This window comes from Vogesella amnigena (genome assembly GCF_042648905.1).
GTDB lineage: Bacteria > Pseudomonadota > Gammaproteobacteria > Burkholderiales > Chromobacteriaceae > Vogesella > Vogesella amnigena.
The window spans coordinates 197,769-213,430 of record NZ_JBHRYH010000009.1 but is presented as its reverse complement, the minus strand read 5'-3'; the positions used below and the strand labels follow the sequence as shown (position 1 = coordinate 213,430).

Genomic DNA, 15,662 nt, shown 5'->3' with positions numbered 1-15,662 from the left:
CAATCTAACGGACAATTCAGTCCACATTGTACAAAAAATCCACATTTTGCTGGGCGTTGCCAGTGGCGGCTGTCCGCAATCCATCCGGGAAACATGATGAGCACACTCTACGCTGCCATTGCCGATGCGCACCGCCAACTGCGGCCGCATGTCCGCTACACCGCGCTGGACTACAGCCCGGCGCTGTCGCAGCTGACCGGCTGCGAGGTCTATCTCAAGGCCGAGCATCAGCAGCACACCGGTTCCTTCAAGTTCCGTGGCGCCAGCAACAAGATCCGCCTGCTGTCGCCGGCCGAGCGTCATGCGGGCGTGATTACCGCGTCTTCCGGCAACCACGGCCAGGCGGTGGCGCTGGCCGGGCGCGCTGCCGGTGTGCCGGTTACGGTGTATGCCGCCGAGCACGCCGCCAGCGTGAAGCTGGACGCCATTCGCAAGCTGGGCGCCCGCGTGCAGCTGGTGGCGGGCGATGCGCTGGCGGCGGAGTTGGCCGCACGCGCCGCAGCGGAACAGCAGGGCTTGACCTATATCTCGCCGTACAACGATCTGCAGGTGATTGCCGGCCAGGGCACGGTAGGCATGGAGCTGGCCGAGCAGTGCCCGGAACTGGCGGCGGTGTGCGTGGCGGTGGGCGGCGGCGGCTTGGTCTCCGGCATTGGCAGCGCGCTGCGGCAACTGTCACCCGACACCGACATCATCGGCTGTTGGCCGCAGAACGCCGCTGCCATGTATCACTGCCTGCAGGCTGGCGAAATCTACGATGTGGTGGAGCAGGACACACTGTCCGACGGCACCGCCGGCGGGGTGGAGCCGGGGGCGGTGACATTTGCACTGTGCCAACAGCTCATTGACCATGGCGCGCTGGTGAGCGAGAGCGATATCCGCCACGCCATGCGCCTGCTGGCCGAGCACGAACACTGGATTGTGGAAGGCGCTGCCGGCGTGGCGCTGGCCGGCTTGTTGCAACTGGCGCCGCGCTACCAGGGCCGCAAGGTGGCGGTGGTGCTGTGCGGGCGCAATATCGGGCTGCAGGACTTCCTGGAAGCGATCCGATGAAGGTGCTGGGCAAGCCGGAGATCATGGCGCTGTTCCGGCCGGAGCATGCCTTGCAACTGCTGCGCGAGGGGCTGATTGCCTATTCCGCCGGCCAGGTGCAGCAGCCCCCGGTGCAGCATTTCGGGTTTCAGCAAGGCCAGGGGGACTGCTGTATCAAGTCCGGCTACCTGATCGGGGATGATCAGTTTGCGGTCAAGGTGTCATCCGGTTTTTACGGTAATGCGCAATATGGTCTCGCCAGCAACCAGGGGCTGATCATGCTGTTTTCTGCTGTCACCGGCGCACCGCAGGCGCTGTTGCTGGATGAAGGCTGGCTCACCGGCCTGCGTACCGCGCTCACCGGGCGGCTGGTGGCGGAGGTGATGGCGCCGCCACGGGTGGCGGCCATCGGCATACTGGGTACCGGCATGCAGGCCAGCTTGCAGCTGGAGCAGCTGGCATCGGTGTTGCCATGTCGCACGGTATGGGTGTGGGGGCAGAGCCAGCAGGCGCTGCAGCGTTTCATCCAGCCATTCGTGGCCAGGGGCTACGATATGCGGCCAACCCAGGATGCCCGCGAGCTGGCCAGTCACTGCCAGTACATCGTCAGTTGCACCCCATCCAGCAGCCCGCTGCTGCAGGCGGACTGGATTGCCCCCGGTACCCATATCACCGCGGTGGGGGCGGATGCGGAGGGTAAGCAGGAGCTGGATGCCAGCCTGGTGGCGGCTGCCGATGTGCTGGTGGCGGACTCGGTGGTGCAGTGCACCGCCTTTGGCGAATTGCAGCATGCGTTTGCCGCCGGCGCGATCGGCTTGCAGGACGTTCACGAATTGGGGGCGGTGCTGGATGGTCGCCAATGCGGGCGACGAGCGGCCGATGACATCACCATTGCCGACCTGAGTGGCATCGCCATTCAGGATGTGCAGATTGCCAAGAGCGTGCTGCAGCTGCTGGATTGAACGGGATGTGTCACAGCGAAGGGCCAGGCCGCTATTTCCGGCCTGGCCCTTCGCATTGCTGCTGGCGCGGGCAGTTTTGTGGGCGCTCAGGTGTCTGAGCGTGACATCGTTAAATAGAGAATGAAGCAAAGTTTATTCAGAAAAGCTAGCATCAAGAGCAGTACACACTGCCGCTAGCCCAGGACACACGGCATTGCCATGGGCCGGCACAAGGGGGACGCGTGGAAATCTATACCAGCAAGCAGATCATGCAGGCCTTTCGCCCGGAGCTGGCGGCGGCGCTGATCCGCGAGGGGCTGATTGCCTATTCCGCTGGCCAGGTGCAGCTGCCGCCGGCGCAGCACATCAAGTTCGATGCCATCGAAGCCGATTGCGTGATCAAGTCCGGCTATATGGAAGGTGACAAGGTATTCACCGTCAAGGTGTCATCCGGCTTTTACCAGAATCCGCAACAGGGCCTGGCCAGCAATCACGGCATGCTGATCGTGTTTTCCGCCCACACCGGCGTGCCGCTGGCACTGCTGCTGGACAAGGGCTGGCTGACGGCGCAGCGCACCGCCGTTGCCGGCCGGCTGGTGGCTGAGGTCATGGCGCCGGAACAAGTAGAGGCCATCGGCATTGTCGGTACCGGCCTGCAGGCGCACCTGCAGCTGGAAGCGCTGGGCGAGGTACTGGATTGTCGCCAGGTGTGGGTATGGGGCCGGCATGAGGCGAGCCTGCAGGCGTTTTGCCAGCATTTTGCCGAGCAGGGCTTCGAGGTGCGGCCAACCATGGATGCGCAGCAACTGGCTGCCGCCTGCCGCTACATCGTTACCTGTACGCCGTCGGCACATCCCTTGTTGAAGGCGGAGTGGATTGCGCCGGGTACCCATATCACCGCGGTAGGGGCCGACCGCAAGGGCAAGCAGGAGCTGTCCAGTGCCCTGGTGGCGCTGGCAGATGTCCTGGTGGCCGACTGCGTGGCGCAGTCGCTGGAGTTTGGCGAATTCTCGCATGCCTTCGAGGCCGGGCTGATCCGGCAGGAGCACATTGCCGAGCTGGGCAATGTGCTGGCGGGCAAGTTGCCAGGCCGGCTGCAAAGTCACGACATCACCATTGCCGACCTGACCGGGCTGGCGATTCAGGATGTGCAGATCGCCAAGAGCATCCTGCTGGCGCAGCAGTAGCCTTGCCAGCGTGCAGGAGGGAAGGTCGTGGATATCTATACCAGCAAGCAGATCATGCAGGCCTTTCGCCCGGAGCGTGCCGCGGCGCTGCTGCGCGAGGGGCTGATTGCCTACGCGGCTGGCCGTATGCAGCTGCCGCCTATGCAGCGCATTCACTTCGATGCGGTGGCGGCGGACTGCGTGGTGAAATCCGGCTACCTGGAAGGCGACAAGGTGTTTGTGGTCAAGGTGTGGTCCGGCTTCGAGCACAATGCCGAGCAGGGGCTGGACAGCCGGCACGGCATGTTGCTGGTGTGTTCCGCCCGCACCGGCGAGCCGCAGGCGCTGTTGCTGGACAAGGGCTGGTTGACGGCGCAGCGTACCGCGCTTACCGGCCGGCTGGTGGCGGAGGCGATGGCTCCGCCGACAGTCGATGCGATCGGCCTGCTGGGTTGTGGCCAGCAGGCACAACTGCAGCTGGAGGCGCTGGCCAGTGTGCAAACCTGTCGCCAGATATGGGTATGGGGGCGCAACCTGCAGCGGCTGCAGGCGTTCTGTGAGCCGTTCGCGGCCCGAGGTTACCGCATGCGGCCAACCCTGGATGCCCGCCAGCTGGCCGAGGCATGCCAGCTGATCGTGTGCTGTACTCCGGCAAGGCAGCCCCTGTTGCAGGCGGAGTGGATCGCTGCCGGTACGCACATCACCGCGGTGGGGGCGGACCGCAGTGGCCGGCAGGAGCTGGCAGCTGGCCTGGTGGCGCGAGCCGATGCACTGGTTGCCGATTGCGCGGCTCAGGTACTGGAGTACGGGGAATTCTCCCACGCGTTGAACGCCGGGCTGATTCGCCACGAGCAGGTGGCGGAACTGGGGGATGTGCTGGCCGGGCGGCAGCCGGGGCGCCGCGCGGCAAGCGATATCACCATTGCCAGTCTCAGCGGTTTTGCCGCCTAGGATGTGCAGATCGCCAAGAGCGTGCTGCAGAAGGCGGATGACTAGTGGCGTGACAGCCGGCGGCGCGGCCTAGTGCTGGATGCCCAGCAGCTCTACCTGCGGCGGAGGCTGTTCCTGCGGAAACCAGCGGCGGTGAATGGCGGAGAAGGTGCCGTCCTGCTTGATGGCTCTCAGTCCTGCTTCCCACTGCAGGATGGTTTGCCGCGCGACGCGCGGAGAAAACGCCAGGTACAGATCCAGCTTGTCCAGGGTGAGGATTTTTTCCACTGCGTTGGGGTTGACGCCTTTTTCCCGCAGGATGCGGCCCATTACCACGTTGCCGTCCACCCACAGTTTCACCCGCCCGGCCAGTAGCAGGCGCGCCGATTGGGCCGGGTCGTTGGTGTCTGCCACCTGGAATCCGGCAGCCTTGGCCGAAGTGGCAAAGATGCTGCCGCGATAGGCGGCCACCGGCAGCCGACGCAACTCGGCAGGCGGCAGTTTGCGCAGGCTGGCGGCATGCTTGCTCAGGGCCACGATGTCGGTGCTGGACACCAGGATAGGGCCGAGCAGCGTCATCAGCCGCTCGCGTTCGGCATTGCGGCCAACGGTGAACAGCATCACGTCGCCATCGCCCAGCAGGCTGTTGTAGGCACGAACCCACGGCTGCACCTGTATCTGGCTGTTGTCGCCGATACGGGTCTGGATCGCGCGCACCACTTCCACCGCCATGCCATCCGGCAGGCCCTTGTCGTTCTGGAAGGTAACTGGCGGCCAGTCTTCGGTCAGCAGGGTCAGCGCCGGGCTGGGCAATGCCTGGCCCAGCAGGGCCAGCAGGCCGCACAGAAGGAGTGGTCGGGTGATGTTCATGCGGTAATTCATGGCTACGGGCGGCTTCGCGATCTGCTGTGCGTGGTGGAGTGTTGCGCGCTGCGGGCGGCATTGACACCTGGTCAACTCCGCCTCCCCAGCCGTTTTTGCCTTGTTCCGCACCTGCTTGCGAGGTGGTGAACATGCGCTAACGCGGCAGTATAGCCATTTGGCTCCGACCTGTACGGCCGGAGCCGGTCATGCTCAGATTGCGGCGGTGGCCTGTTGCAGCCAGGCCAGCGCGTCGCCGCTTACCAGCGGCGCGATGCGGCGGTACACCTCGGCGTGGTAGTCGTTCAGCCAGGCGGTTTCGGCCGGGCTCAGCAGCTCGCGTGCGATGCAGCGGGTGTCGATCGGGCACAGCGTCAGCGTTTCGAACTTCAGGAAGCTACCGAAGCTGTTGTCGGCGGCCGGCACGTTCAGCAGCAGGTTCTCGATGCGCACGCCCCAATGGCCCGGGCGGTAGATGCCAGGTTCGTTGGAGGTGATCATGCCTGGCTGCATCGCCATGGTGGCTTCCGGCTGCGAGCGGGAGATGCTCTGCGGGCCTTCATGCACGTTGAGGAAGTAACCCACGCCGTGGCCTACGCCGTGGCCGAAGTCGATGTCTGCCTGCCAGATCGGCGCGCGCGCCAGCGAATCCAGCATCGGCGACGGCGTGCCCACCGGGAAGTGCGCCATGCTCAGCGCGATCATGCCCTTGAGTACCAGGGTGAAGTCGCGCTGCTGTTCGGCGCTGGGCTGGCCCACCGCCACCACGCGGGTGATGTCGGTGGTGCCGTTCAGGTACTGGCCGCCGGAGTCGATCAGCAGCAGGCCGTTGCCGGCGATGTCGCTGTGGCTGGCTTCGGTGGCGCGATAGTGCGGCAGCGCACCGTTGGCGTTGAAGCCGGCGATGGTGGCAAAGCTCGGGCAGACAAAGCCGGGGCGGCGGGCGCGCGCGGCGGTGATCTGCTCGTCGATGGTCAGCTCGCTGATAGTGCTGCGGCCAACGTTGGCCTCGAACCAGGCAAAGAACTCGGCTAGCGCGGCGCCATCCAGTTCCATGGCCTGGCGCACGTGCGCGGCTTCGGCGGCGGTCTTGCGTGATTTCAGCAGCGTGCTGGGGTTGATCTGTTCGCTGATCTGTACCTGCTCCGGCACAGCCTGGCGCAGGCCCAGGGTGATGCGGCGCGGGTCCAGCAGCAGGCGCTTGCCGGCCGGTAGTGCCGCTAGCGCCGCCTTGGCGCCGGCGTAGTCGGCCAGCAGGATGCCATCGGCGGCAAGCTCTGCCGCCAGTTCGGCGTCAATCTTGCCGGCGCCGACGAACAGCGTGGCGCTGTGCTGGCCCAGTAGCAGGTGGGCGATGAACACTGGGTTGTAGTTCACATCGCTGCCACGCAGATTGGTGAGCCAGGCAATGTCGTCCAGGGTGGAAATGAAGTGCCAGTCGGCGCCAGCCTCACGCATGGCGCTGCGTACCGCGGCCAGCTTGTCGCTACGCGGGGTGCTGGCGTAGGGCGGCAGGTGGGCGTATACCGGCGCGGCAGGCAGGCTCGGGCGCTCGGCCCACATCTGCTGCAGCAGGTCGAGATCGGTGCGCAAGGCGACGCCGATACCCGCCAGCGTGGCCTGCAGCGCGCGTGCCGGCGCCAGACCGAGTACGTCGCCATCCACCGCCAGCGTGCTGCCAGCGGCTAGGTTGGCCGCCAGCCAGTCCAGGTGATGGGTGCTGGCCAGGGTCTGGATCTTCATCAGCTGGATGCCGCTGCCGGCCAGCTCCTGCTCCGCCTGCACCCAGTAGCGGCTATCAGCCCACAGGCCGGCAAAGTCGGTGGTAACGATCAGCAGCCCCACCGAGCCATGAAAGCCGGACAGCCAGCGGCGGCCTTGCCAGTAGCCCGGCAGGTATTCCGAAAGATGCGGGTCGGAAGAGGGAATCAGGCAGGCGGTAACACCGTGTTGCTGCATGGCGGCACGCAGGGCGGCGATGCGCTGGGGGATCTGGCTCATGGGGGATGCTCCAACAAAATATTGTATCCATTTTGCGGGGTGGTACTAGCTGGCGCAAGCCTTGTGGCGGCAAACCGCGGCTGGCTGAACCAAGGGACAGGTAGCAGCGTAGCATCGGGGAGTGGTTGCAAGGGGGTGGATGCGACAGCCATGAAAAAACCGGGGCGGGGCCCCGGTTTGTCATGCGGAAATGTAATGCCTTGACAACTGATTTACGATCTGGCGAGCTAGAGCGAGACAAGGCGAAAGCGGCTGAGGGAGCGGAATTGACATGAAGTCAATGCGCATTACCGAGTCGAATTCACGCCGTATCGCCCAAGCGCAGCGGTATAAACAACCGCAGCAGATCGTAAGCAGTTGTTACTGGCGTTCCACTGCCAGCGCCACCCCCATGCCTCCACCAATGCACAGGGTAGCCAGGCCTTTCTTGGCGTCACGACGCTGCATTTCGTGCAGCAGGGTCACCAGCACGCGGCAGCCGGAAGCGCCGATCGGGTGGCCCAGCGCGATAGCGCCGCCGTTCACGTTCACCTTGTCGGCGCTCCAGCCCAGTTCGCGGGCCACGCCCAGTGCCTGTGCGGCGAAGGCTTCGTTGGCTTCCACCAAGTCCAGGTCTTCCACCTTCCAGCCGGCCTTGTCCAGCGCCTTGCGGGTGGCGGCCACCGGGCCGATACCCATGATCTCCGGCGCGCAGCCGGTCAGGGCGTAGGACTTGATCACGGCCAGCGGCTTCAGGCCCAGCGCTGCGGCCTTGGCTGCGCTCATCAGCATCACGGCGGCGGCGCCGTCGTTGATGCCGGAAGCGTTACCAGCGGTTACTGTGCCTTCCTTCTTGAACGCCGGGCGCAGCTTGGCCAGGGTTTCAGCGGTAGTGCCGGCCTTGATGTATTCATCGCTGGCGAAGGCAACCGGGTCGCCCTTGCGCTGCGGTACCAGTACCGGAACGATCTCGTCCACGAACTTGCCGGCAGCCTGGGCGGCTTCGGCGCGGTTCTGCGAAGCCAGTGCCAGCGCATCCTGCTCTTCGCGGCTGATGTCGTACTTGGAGGCCACGTTTTCGGCGGTGATGCCCATGTGGTACTGGTTGTACACGTCGGTCAGGCCATCGGCCACCATGGTGTCCACCAGCTGGGCATTGCCCATGCGGAAGCCGTCACGCGAGCCCGGCAGGATGTGCGGGGACAGCGACATGTTTTCCTGACCGCCGGCAATCACGATCTCGGCATCGCCGGTGGCGATGGCCTGGGCGCCCAGATGCACGGCGCGCAGACCGGAACCGCATACCACGTTCAGGGTGGAAGCCGGGGTGCTTACCGGCAGGCCGGCCTTGATCAGCGCCTGACGCGCCGGGTTCTGGCCGCTGCCTGCGGTCAGTACCTGACCGAGGATGACTTCGCTGACGTCTTCCGGCTTCACGCCGGTTTTTTCCAGCAGGCCCTTGATCACGGTAGCGCCCAGTTCAGGGGCAGGGATCTTGGACAGGGAGCCGCCAAAGCTGCCAACGGCGGTACGCAGGGCTGCAACGATAACTACGTCTTGCATCGGTTTCTCCAGAGTGTTGGGTGATGTGCTTTTTGGAGTTGGTGTCGCACGGGCAACACCACTCTAGCACAATCCGTGGTCAGATTATTGCAGTGCAGCGAGAGCCGGCATGGCCTTGGCCAGCACGTATTCGCCCGGTGCCGCGCACAGCGGCGGCAAGTCTTTGCTGCCCATGGTTTTCGGGGTGGCGATCTTGTCACCGGATTGCGGTGCCAGCCAGGCATCCCAGTCCTTCCACCAGCTGCCAGGGCGGCTTTCAGCGGCATCCAGCCAGCTTTCGCTGCTGTCCACCAGGTTTTCATTCACCCAGTAATTGCGCTTGTCCTTGGTTACCGGGTTGATGGAGCCGGCGATGTGGCCGGAGGCGCCCAGGATGTAGCGGCGGCTTGGGGCGCCCGACAGGTACTTCAGACCGTCGTAGGCCGACTGCCACGGCACGATGTGGTCTTCACGGGCGGCAAAGATGTACAGCGGAATGTCGATGGTGGACACGTCGATAGGTACGCCGCACAGGGTGATGCTGCCCGGCTTGGTCAGCGCGTTGTTGCGGTAGAACTCCTTCAGGAAGAAGGTGTGCATCGGCATCGGCAGGTCGACGGCGTCGTTGTTCCAGTACAGCAGGTCGAACGGCGGCGGGGTCTTGCCCAGCAGATAGTTGTTCACCACGTAGTTCCACACCAGGTCGTTGGCGCGCAGGCTGGCGAAGGTGCGGCCAAGTTCCTTGCCGCTGACGATGCCACCGTTGCCGCTGGCCAGCTTGGCTTCGCGGCCGGCAAAGAAATTGTCGTCCAGGAATACCTTGATCTCGCCCGGGTCGCTGTGGTCTACCAGCGAAGTCATGAAAGTGGCGGAATCAAAGTACTTCAGGCCGCGTGCCTTGGCCACGCACAGCGCGGTGGTAAGAATCACGCCGCCGATGCAGAAGCCCAGCACGTTCATGCTGGCCTGCTTGGTGACTTTCTTCACCGCCTCGGCAGCGGCGAACACGCCTTCCTCGATGTAGTTGTCCCACTGGTAGTTTTTCATTTCCGGGGTGGCGGAGCGCCAGCTCACCAGGAACACGCGGTAACCCTGGGCCACGAAGTGGCGCACCATGGAGTTGTCCGGCTGCAGGTCCATCAGGTAGTACTTGTTCACGCACGGCGGCACGATCAGCAGCGGCTTGGCATAGACTTCGCCGGTGGTGGGCGTGTACTGGATCAGCTCCATCAGCTGGTTGCGGAACACTACCTGGCCCGGGGTGCAGGCGATGTTCTTGCCGATTTCGAACTTGCTTTCGTCCGACATCGAGATGTGACCCTTCTGCAGGTCATCGATCACATTCTTCATGCCTTCCACCAGGCTCTCGCCCTTGGTTTCGATGGCACGTTTCACCACTTCCGGGTTGGTGAGCATGAAGTTGGTCGGCGCCATGGCGTCGATGTACTGGCGGGTGGCGAAGGCCAGGCGTTCCTTGTCGCCGGCTTCCATCTGCGCTTGGTCCACCAGCTCGGTCATCCACTTGGAAGTCAGCAGGTAGCTCTGTTTCAGGAAGTTGTAGAACGGGTGCTCGTTCCATTCCGGGGCGGCAAAGCGGCGGTCATTGCTCGGTGCGGCGCTGGCGCTGTTCTGGCCCAGGAACTGCATCCAGATATTCATCTGCTGCTGGTACAGATTGTTCTGCATGGCGATGAACTGGTTGGCGCCTTCCATCATCTGGCCCCAGGCGCCAGCCAGCGGGTTGCTGGTCTGGTCGGGGGTAACGCCTGCAGACATGGTGTTGACGAACTGTTGCATCCACTTCTGGTTGGTTTCAGAGATGCTGGCAAAAAAGCTGTCCAGCGATGACTTGGGATCCTGACTCATGGGGTCTCCTTGCAGAAAGTGGCTAGGTGGCCGTCGGGGAGCTGTGCTTGTCGTTTTGGCGGCCCGCAACCGAAAGCATGGTTGTCACTGTATCACCGCTTTATGACAAAACACAGGCGTCACCCCTGTTGCCGGCATGGCTTTGCGTGGTGCTCGGCAGATGGCTTGTTGGCGGTTTGCCGGGCGCGGTTGCACTTGGGCTGGTCACTGCTGCGGGTGGGGTGGGAAAAGCTTTTGCTTTCAATGGTTTGTTATGTTGCATTGCGCAACCGGTTAAGGGTAGGGGGCGGCGGGGCGGCTTACCATGTATGAGATTCTGCTTGTTGCGGCGATGCACAATCCACTGTCATGCCAGTCAGGCAGGGCACGTTGACTAGCGGCCGCCGCAGCACTACCTTGGCGCCAGATCAGTAATTAGACAGGTGGCAGCATGAGCAAGCAGCAGGTAGCGCAGGACGACGACAAGCTGCGGCTGGACAAGTGGTTGTGGGCGGCGCGCTTCTTCAAGACCCGGCAGCTGGCGCACGAGGCGCTGGAGCTGGGGCGCGTACTGGTGAACGGTGAGCGGGTAAAGGCTTCGCGGGTGGCCAGAGTGGGGGACTTGCTGCAGGTGCGCATCGACAAGCTGGTCTATAACGTCACCATCCTGGCGCTGGCCAGTCAGCGCCGCCCGGCAGCGGAGGCGCGGTTGCTGTACAGCGAGAGCGAGGAATCCATTGCCGCGCGCGAGCATCAGATCGGGCTGCAGAAGGCCGAGCACGCCAGCTTTCCGTATGGCGAGGGCCGACCCACCAAGAAGGCGCGTCGCGACATTATCCGCTTCAAGGACAACTGGTAGCCGGGCTGCGGCCAACCTGACCATCCGGGCAGCTGCAGTCCGGCGTCATTTCGCCGTGGCAGGCAATGCGCTAGAATGCAGCGCCCGCTTCAAGGTTGGCCGCAATGCCCGTATCCGCCGTTCCGCCATTGGCAGCCATGGCTGCCTTCTACTTCAGCTACTTTGCCTTCCAGGGCCTGTTCGGGCCGTTCTGGTCGCTGTATCTCGAATCGCTGGCGTTCTCGCCGCTGCAGATTTCCATCCTGATGTCGCTGTCCACGCTGGCGCGTATCGTGTCGCCGGTATTCTGGGGTTGGCAGTCTGACCGCAGTGGCAAGCGCCGCGCCATTATTTTCTGGACCTCGTTTGCTGCCGTGGCCTGCTTTCTGCTGGTGGTGTGGCAGCGCAGTTTCTGGGGCATGTTCGCCACGCTGGCACTGGGCTTTTTCTTCTGGGCGGCGGCGCTGCCACTGGCAGAGGCCACCACCAGCCAGCTCACCCGCAGCCAGCCGGGGCGCTACAGCCGCATCCGGGTGTGGGGTTCCATCGGTTTTGTCTGCCTGGCCAGTAGCGGTGGCTATCTGCTGGAGTGGCTGTCGCTGGCCAGCCTGCCGTGGCTGTTGTGCGTTCTGCTGGCGCTGGTGGTGCTGGCTGGCTGGACGGTGCCGGAGGTGGCACCGGAAAAACGCAGCCGCCATCAGGACTCCATGCTGGATACGCTGCGCCAGCCGCGTGTGGTGGCGCTGTTTGCCTGCTGTTTTCTGCTCGCCTTCGGCATGGGGCCGTACTACAACTTCTACTCGCTGGGGCTGAAGGAAGCCGGCTATGACAAGGCGGCCACCGGCTGGCTGTGGTCGGTGGGGGTGCTGGCGGAGATCGTGGTGTTCTGGCAGATGCCACGGCTGATGGCTCGCTTCAGCCTGGAGCGCTTGATGCTGGCCTCGCTGCTGGTGTCGGCCGCCCGCTTCGCGCTGATCGCCAGCCTGCTGGCGGTGCCCGCGCTGGCGGTGCTCGCCCAGCTGGGGCATGCCTTTACCTTTGGTGTGCATCACGCGGCATCCGTTGGCCTGATTCACCGCCTGTTCAGCGAGCAGCAGCAGGCGCGCGGGCAGGGGCTGTATACCGTGGCGTCGTTCGGCATCGGCGGCAGCCTGGGCGGGCTGCTGGGTGGCGCGCTGTGGCAGCACGGCGGGGTAGCGCTGACCTTCGGCATTTCCACTGTGGCTGCCTTGCTTGGTGCTGCGGTGTGTCTGAAATGGCTGCGTCCGCAGCCTGCCGGCCACTGATGCGGCCGACGCTATAACAGCATCACCAGCTTCAGCCCCGGCGCGTGGGCCAGCCGCAGGGTGAGTTGCTGGTAGCGCAGCTGGCCGCGGCTGGCGTGGTTGAACACCCGCTCGCCGCCTTCGCGGCCCTGCACATCCTGCTGCCGCCACAGGGCGTCAAATTCCTCGCTGTCCTGGCGCAGCTGCTCCAGCAGTTCCGTTACCGCCTCGTCGTGGTGATGGCTGATCTCGGCACGAAATTCCGCCACCATGCGCCGTGCGCGTGTTGGCCAGTCGTCCACCAGCGTGCGCGCCAGCGGGTGCTGGAACATGAACTGCAGCAGGTTGTGGCTGTCGCGGCCATCGTCCAGCCAACCGTGGAACAGGCTGGCCGCCTCGGCATTGCAGGCCGGCACGTTCCACAGCGTATCCAGCACGTAAGCCGGGCTGGCAATCTTGTCCACCGCCAGCGCCAATGCCTGCTGAGCCTCCGGGTTGGCCGCTAGGCTGGCTTCCTGCGGATCCTTCAGCCCGGCGAGGTCGAACAGGTAGTCACGCTCGGCGCGCGACAGCATCAGCACTTCGGCCAGCCGTGACAGCGTGGCGGCGGACACCGACTGGGTGCGCCCCTGTTCGATCCAGGTGAGCCAGGTGGGGCTGATGCCCACCAGCTGCGCCACTTCCTCGCGGCGTAGGCCCTTGGCGCGACGGCGGTTGCCGGCGGGCAGGCCGGCCTGTTGCGGGCTGATGCGTTCGCGGTGGCTGCGGATGAATTCGCCCAGCGGGCCGGGGCTTTGTTTGTCCATGAGCTGTCTGTGCCCGTATGTGGGTAGTAGTGTGACTACTAGTATAAATGCTTATCTTGTACTAGGAAGCGTGCTGGGCAATGATGGCGCATCGCCGCCATGCGGCCAACCATCCAGCGACCCCGGCACTGCAGTGCGGTGCCAGTAAACGGAAAGCACACCATGACCGCACAGACTCTCTACGACAAGCTCTGGAACAGCCACGTGGTACGCCAGGAAGCCGACGGCACCGTACTGTTGTACATCGACCGCCACCTGGTACACGAAGTGACCAGCCCGCAAGCCTTCGAAGGCCTGAAGCTGGCCGGCCGCCAGCTGTGGCGTGTCGATTCGGTGGTGTCCACTGCCGATCACAACACTCCTACCGACCACTGGGACGAAGGCATCAAGGACCCGATCTCGCGCCAGCAGGTGGAAACCCTGGACGCCAATATCAAGGCCTTCGGCGCCTTGGCCTACTTCCCGTTCAAGGACAAGGGCCAGGGCATCGTGCACGTGATGGGGCCGGAGCAGGGCGCCACCCTGCCGGGCATGACCGTGGTGTGCGGCGACAGCCACACCTCCACCCACGGCGCCTTCGGTGCGCTGGCGCACGGTATCGGCACCTCGGAAGTGGAACACGTGATGGCCACCCAGACCCTGGTGGCGAAGAAATCCAAAAACATGCTGGTGCGCGTGGATGGCAAGTTGGCCGCAGGCATCACCGGCAAGGACGTAGCGCTGGCAATCATCGGCAAGATCGGCACCGCCGGCGGTACCGGCTACGCCATCGAGTTCGGTGGCGAGGCGATTCAGAGCCTGTCGATGGAAGGCCGCATGAGCCTGTGCAATATGGCCATCGAAGCCGGTGCCCGCTCCGGCCTGGTGGCGGTGGACCAGAAAACCATCGACTACGTAAAAGGCCGCCCGTTCGCGCCGAAGGCCGAGCAGTGGGATGCCGCCGTGGCCTATTGGAACACCCTGCATTCTGATGAAGGCGCGCACTTCGACGCCGTGGTGACGCTGGATGCCGCCGACATCCAGCCGCAGGTGACCTGGGGTACCTCGCCGGAAATGGTGACCGACATCAACGGCCGCGTGCCGGACCCGGCGCAGGAAAGCGACCCGGTGAAGAAGGGCTCCATCGAGCGCGCGCTGGCCTATATGGGCCTGCAGGCCAACACCCCGATCAACCAGATTCCGGTGGACATCGTGTTCATCGGCTCCTGTACCAACAGCCGTATCGAAGACCTGCGCGAAGCCGCCGCGGTGGCCAAGGGTCGCAGCAAGGCGGCCAACGTCAAGCAGGTGCTGGTGGTGCCGGGCTCCGGCCTGGTGAAGGCGCAGGCCGAGGCCGAGGGCCTGGACAAGGTATTCGTGGCCGCTGGCTTCGAATGGCGTGAACCGGGCTGCTCCATGTGCCTGGCGATGAACGCCGACCGCCTGCAGCCAGGCGAGCGTTGCGCGTCCACCTCCAACCGCAACTTCGAAGGCCGTCAGGGGCAGGGCGGTCGCACCCACCTGGTAAGCCCGGCCATGGCTGCCGCTGCCGCGGTTGCCGGCCATTTTGTGGACATCCGAACCCTGTGATTGACGGCTGGTCACACGCTGGTCGCAGTGTCAAACTGCCGCCTTTGTGTGACTGCCTGCAAGGACTTCAAGCCATGATTACCCGAATTCTGACCGCCCTGACCATCGTGTTCGCCATGACTGCCTGCAACACCGTATCCGGCATCGGCAAGGACATCAGGAGCGCGGGTTCCGCCATTGAAAGGGCTGCACAATGAAAGCATTCACTACCCTGAACGGGCTCGTTTGCCCGCTGGATCGCGCCAACGTTGATACCGACGCGATCATTCCCAAGCAATTCCTGAAATCCATCAAGCGTTCCGGCTTCGGCCCCAACCTGTTCGACGAATGGCGCTACCTGGACCACGGCGAGCCGGGCATGGACAACAGCAAGCGCCCGCTGAACCCGGATTTCGTACTGAACTTCCCGCGCTACGCCGGCGCGCAGGTGTTGCTGGCACGCGAAAACTTCGGCTGCGGCTCCAGCCGCGAACACGCGCCGTGGGCACTGGAAGACCAGGGTTTCCGCGTGGTGATTGCGCCGTCTTTCGCCGATATTTTCTTCAACAACTGCTTCAAGAATGGCCTGCTGCCCATCGTGCAGCCGACGGAGGTAGTGGACCAGCTGTTCCGCGAGTGTGAGGCAAACGAAGGCTACCGCCTGAACGTGGACCTGGCGGCGCAGACCATCAGCACCCCGTCCGGCCAGTCGTTCGGCTTCGAGGTTACCGAGCACCGCAAGCACTGTCTGCTGGGCGGCCTGGACGAAATCGGCCTCACCCTGCAGCATGCCGACGAGATCAAGGCGTTCGAAGCCAAGCGTCGCGCCGAACAACCGTGGCTGTTTGCCTGATTTACCCGGGGTTGGCCGCATGCGGCCAACCTTTTGTCACTTAATCTGACGGGAT

Annotated in this window: 14 protein-coding genes; 9 read left to right on the top strand and 5 right to left on the bottom strand. The window is 64.2% G+C overall.

The window, feature by feature from the left end; translation table 11 throughout:
- Window positions 1-93: 93 nt before the first annotated feature.
- The 4 genes from ACFOKJ_RS04555 to ACFOKJ_RS04540 all read left to right on the top strand — a co-directional run bounded on the left by ACFOKJ_RS04555 (window position 94) and on the right by ACFOKJ_RS04540 (window position 4,090).
- Complete coding sequence (locus tag ACFOKJ_RS04555) at window positions 94-1,053, top strand: threonine/serine dehydratase (RefSeq protein WP_390276939.1); 960 nt, start codon at window positions 94-96, stop codon at window positions 1,051-1,053.
- On the top strand, window positions 1,050-1,994 hold the full coding sequence (locus tag ACFOKJ_RS04550) for an ornithine cyclodeaminase family protein (protein ID WP_390276937.1): 945 nt from the start codon (window positions 1,050-1,052) through the stop codon (window positions 1,992-1,994). Before ACFOKJ_RS04555 ends, ACFOKJ_RS04550 begins: the two co-directional genes overlap by 4 nt.
- A 221-nt stretch (window positions 1,995-2,215) precedes the next feature.
- Window positions 2,216-3,160, top strand: a complete 945-nt coding sequence (locus tag ACFOKJ_RS04545) for an ornithine cyclodeaminase family protein (RefSeq protein ID WP_390276936.1) — start codon at window positions 2,216-2,218, stop codon at window positions 3,158-3,160.
- A gap of 27 nt (window positions 3,161-3,187) precedes the next feature.
- A complete protein-coding gene (locus ACFOKJ_RS04540) occupies window positions 3,188-4,090 on the top strand; it encodes an ornithine cyclodeaminase family protein (RefSeq protein ID WP_390276935.1) in 903 nt (300 codons plus the stop codon).
- 69 nt (window positions 4,091-4,159) lie between these two features.
- Here ACFOKJ_RS04540 and ACFOKJ_RS04535 read toward each other — a convergent pair whose 3' ends face one another.
- From ACFOKJ_RS04535 to ACFOKJ_RS04520, 4 genes are all read right to left on the bottom strand, one after another.
- The gene (locus ACFOKJ_RS04535) at window positions 4,160-4,939 is read right to left on the bottom strand and encodes a substrate-binding periplasmic protein (protein WP_390276934.1); all 780 of its coding nucleotides are present in this window, start codon (window positions 4,937-4,939) and stop codon (window positions 4,160-4,162) included.
- A 204-nt stretch (window positions 4,940-5,143) separates the two neighbouring features.
- Window positions 5,144-6,931, bottom strand: a complete 1,788-nt coding sequence (locus tag ACFOKJ_RS04530) for an aminopeptidase P family protein (protein WP_390276933.1) — start codon at window positions 6,929-6,931, stop codon at window positions 5,144-5,146.
- 360 nt (window positions 6,932-7,291) lie between these two features.
- Window positions 7,292-8,473, bottom strand: a complete 1,182-nt coding sequence (locus ACFOKJ_RS04525) for an acetyl-CoA C-acetyltransferase (RefSeq protein ID WP_390276932.1) — start codon at window positions 8,471-8,473, stop codon at window positions 7,292-7,294.
- Between the two features lie 84 nt (window positions 8,474-8,557).
- The gene (locus ACFOKJ_RS04520; protein WP_390276931.1) at window positions 8,558-10,318 is read right to left on the bottom strand and encodes a PHA/PHB synthase family protein; all 1,761 of its coding nucleotides are present in this window, start codon (window positions 10,316-10,318) and stop codon (window positions 8,558-8,560) included.
- 430 nt (window positions 10,319-10,748) lie between these two features.
- Between ACFOKJ_RS04520 and ACFOKJ_RS04515 the strand changes: the two genes are divergently transcribed.
- Window positions 10,749-11,156, top strand: coding sequence for an RNA-binding S4 domain-containing protein (locus ACFOKJ_RS04515; RefSeq protein WP_390276930.1), 408 nt, complete (start codon window positions 10,749-10,751; stop codon window positions 11,154-11,156).
- Between the two features lie 104 nt (window positions 11,157-11,260).
- Window positions 11,261-12,421: an MFS transporter gene (locus ACFOKJ_RS04510; RefSeq protein WP_390276929.1), complete on the top strand. Its 1,161-nt coding sequence runs from the start codon at window positions 11,261-11,263 to the stop codon at window positions 12,419-12,421.
- Window positions 12,422-12,432: 11 nt separating this feature from the next.
- On the opposite strand, the gene ACFOKJ_RS04505 is transcribed toward ACFOKJ_RS04510, so the two are convergent.
- Complete coding sequence (locus tag ACFOKJ_RS04505) at window positions 12,433-13,206, bottom strand: helix-turn-helix transcriptional regulator (protein WP_390276928.1); 774 nt, start codon at window positions 13,204-13,206, stop codon at window positions 12,433-12,435.
- A 162-nt stretch (window positions 13,207-13,368) separates the two neighbouring features.
- On the opposite strand from ACFOKJ_RS04505, the gene leuC reads away from it, so the two are divergent.
- The 3 genes from leuC to leuD all read left to right on the top strand — a co-directional run bounded on the left by leuC (window position 13,369) and on the right by leuD (window position 15,607).
- Window positions 13,369-14,775 (top strand): 3-isopropylmalate dehydratase large subunit, encoded by a 1,407-nt coding sequence (gene leuC / locus ACFOKJ_RS04500; protein WP_390276927.1) that lies wholly within the window; start codon window positions 13,369-13,371, stop codon window positions 14,773-14,775.
- 74 nt (window positions 14,776-14,849) lie between these two features.
- A complete protein-coding gene (locus ACFOKJ_RS04495; RefSeq protein ID WP_390276926.1) occupies window positions 14,850-14,972 on the top strand; it encodes an entericidin A/B family lipoprotein in 123 nt (40 codons plus the stop codon).
- On the top strand, window positions 14,969-15,607 hold the full coding sequence (gene leuD / locus ACFOKJ_RS04490; protein ID WP_390276924.1) for a 3-isopropylmalate dehydratase small subunit: 639 nt from the start codon (window positions 14,969-14,971) through the stop codon (window positions 15,605-15,607). The genes ACFOKJ_RS04495 and leuD overlap by 4 nt, the downstream gene beginning before the upstream one ends.
- Window positions 15,608-15,662 lie beyond the last annotated feature (55 nt).

Coding starts and splice junctions, on each gene's coding strand:
- ACFOKJ_RS04555 (WP_390276939.1), top strand. CDS start 94: ATGATGAGCACACTCTACGCTGCCATTGCCGATGCGCACCGCCAACTG.
- ACFOKJ_RS04550 (WP_390276937.1), top strand. CDS start 1,050: ATGAAGGTGCTGGGCAAGCCGGAGATCATGGCGCTGTTCCGGCCGGAG.
- ACFOKJ_RS04535 (WP_390276934.1), bottom strand. CDS start 4,939: ATGAACATCACCCGACCACTCCTTCTGTGCGGCCTGCTGGCCCTGCTG.
- ACFOKJ_RS04530 (WP_390276933.1), bottom strand. CDS start 6,931: ATGAGCCAGATCCCCCAGCGCATCGCCGCCCTGCGTGCCGCCATGCAG.
- ACFOKJ_RS04525 (WP_390276932.1), bottom strand. CDS start 8,473: ATGCAAGACGTAGTTATCGTTGCAGCCCTGCGTACCGCCGTTGGCAGC.
- ACFOKJ_RS04520 (WP_390276931.1), bottom strand. CDS start 10,318: ATGAGTCAGGATCCCAAGTCATCGCTGGACAGCTTTTTTGCCAGCATC.
- ACFOKJ_RS04515 (WP_390276930.1), top strand. CDS start 10,749: ATGAGCAAGCAGCAGGTAGCGCAGGACGACGACAAGCTGCGGCTGGAC.
- ACFOKJ_RS04510 (WP_390276929.1), top strand. CDS start 11,261: ATGCCCGTATCCGCCGTTCCGCCATTGGCAGCCATGGCTGCCTTCTAC.
- ACFOKJ_RS04505 (WP_390276928.1), bottom strand. CDS start 13,206: ATGGACAAACAAAGCCCCGGCCCGCTGGGCGAATTCATCCGCAGCCAC.
- leuC (WP_390276927.1), top strand. CDS start 13,369: ATGACCGCACAGACTCTCTACGACAAGCTCTGGAACAGCCACGTGGTA.
- ACFOKJ_RS04495 (WP_390276926.1), top strand. CDS start 14,850: ATGATTACCCGAATTCTGACCGCCCTGACCATCGTGTTCGCCATGACT.
- leuD (WP_390276924.1), top strand. CDS start 14,969: ATGAAAGCATTCACTACCCTGAACGGGCTCGTTTGCCCGCTGGATCGC.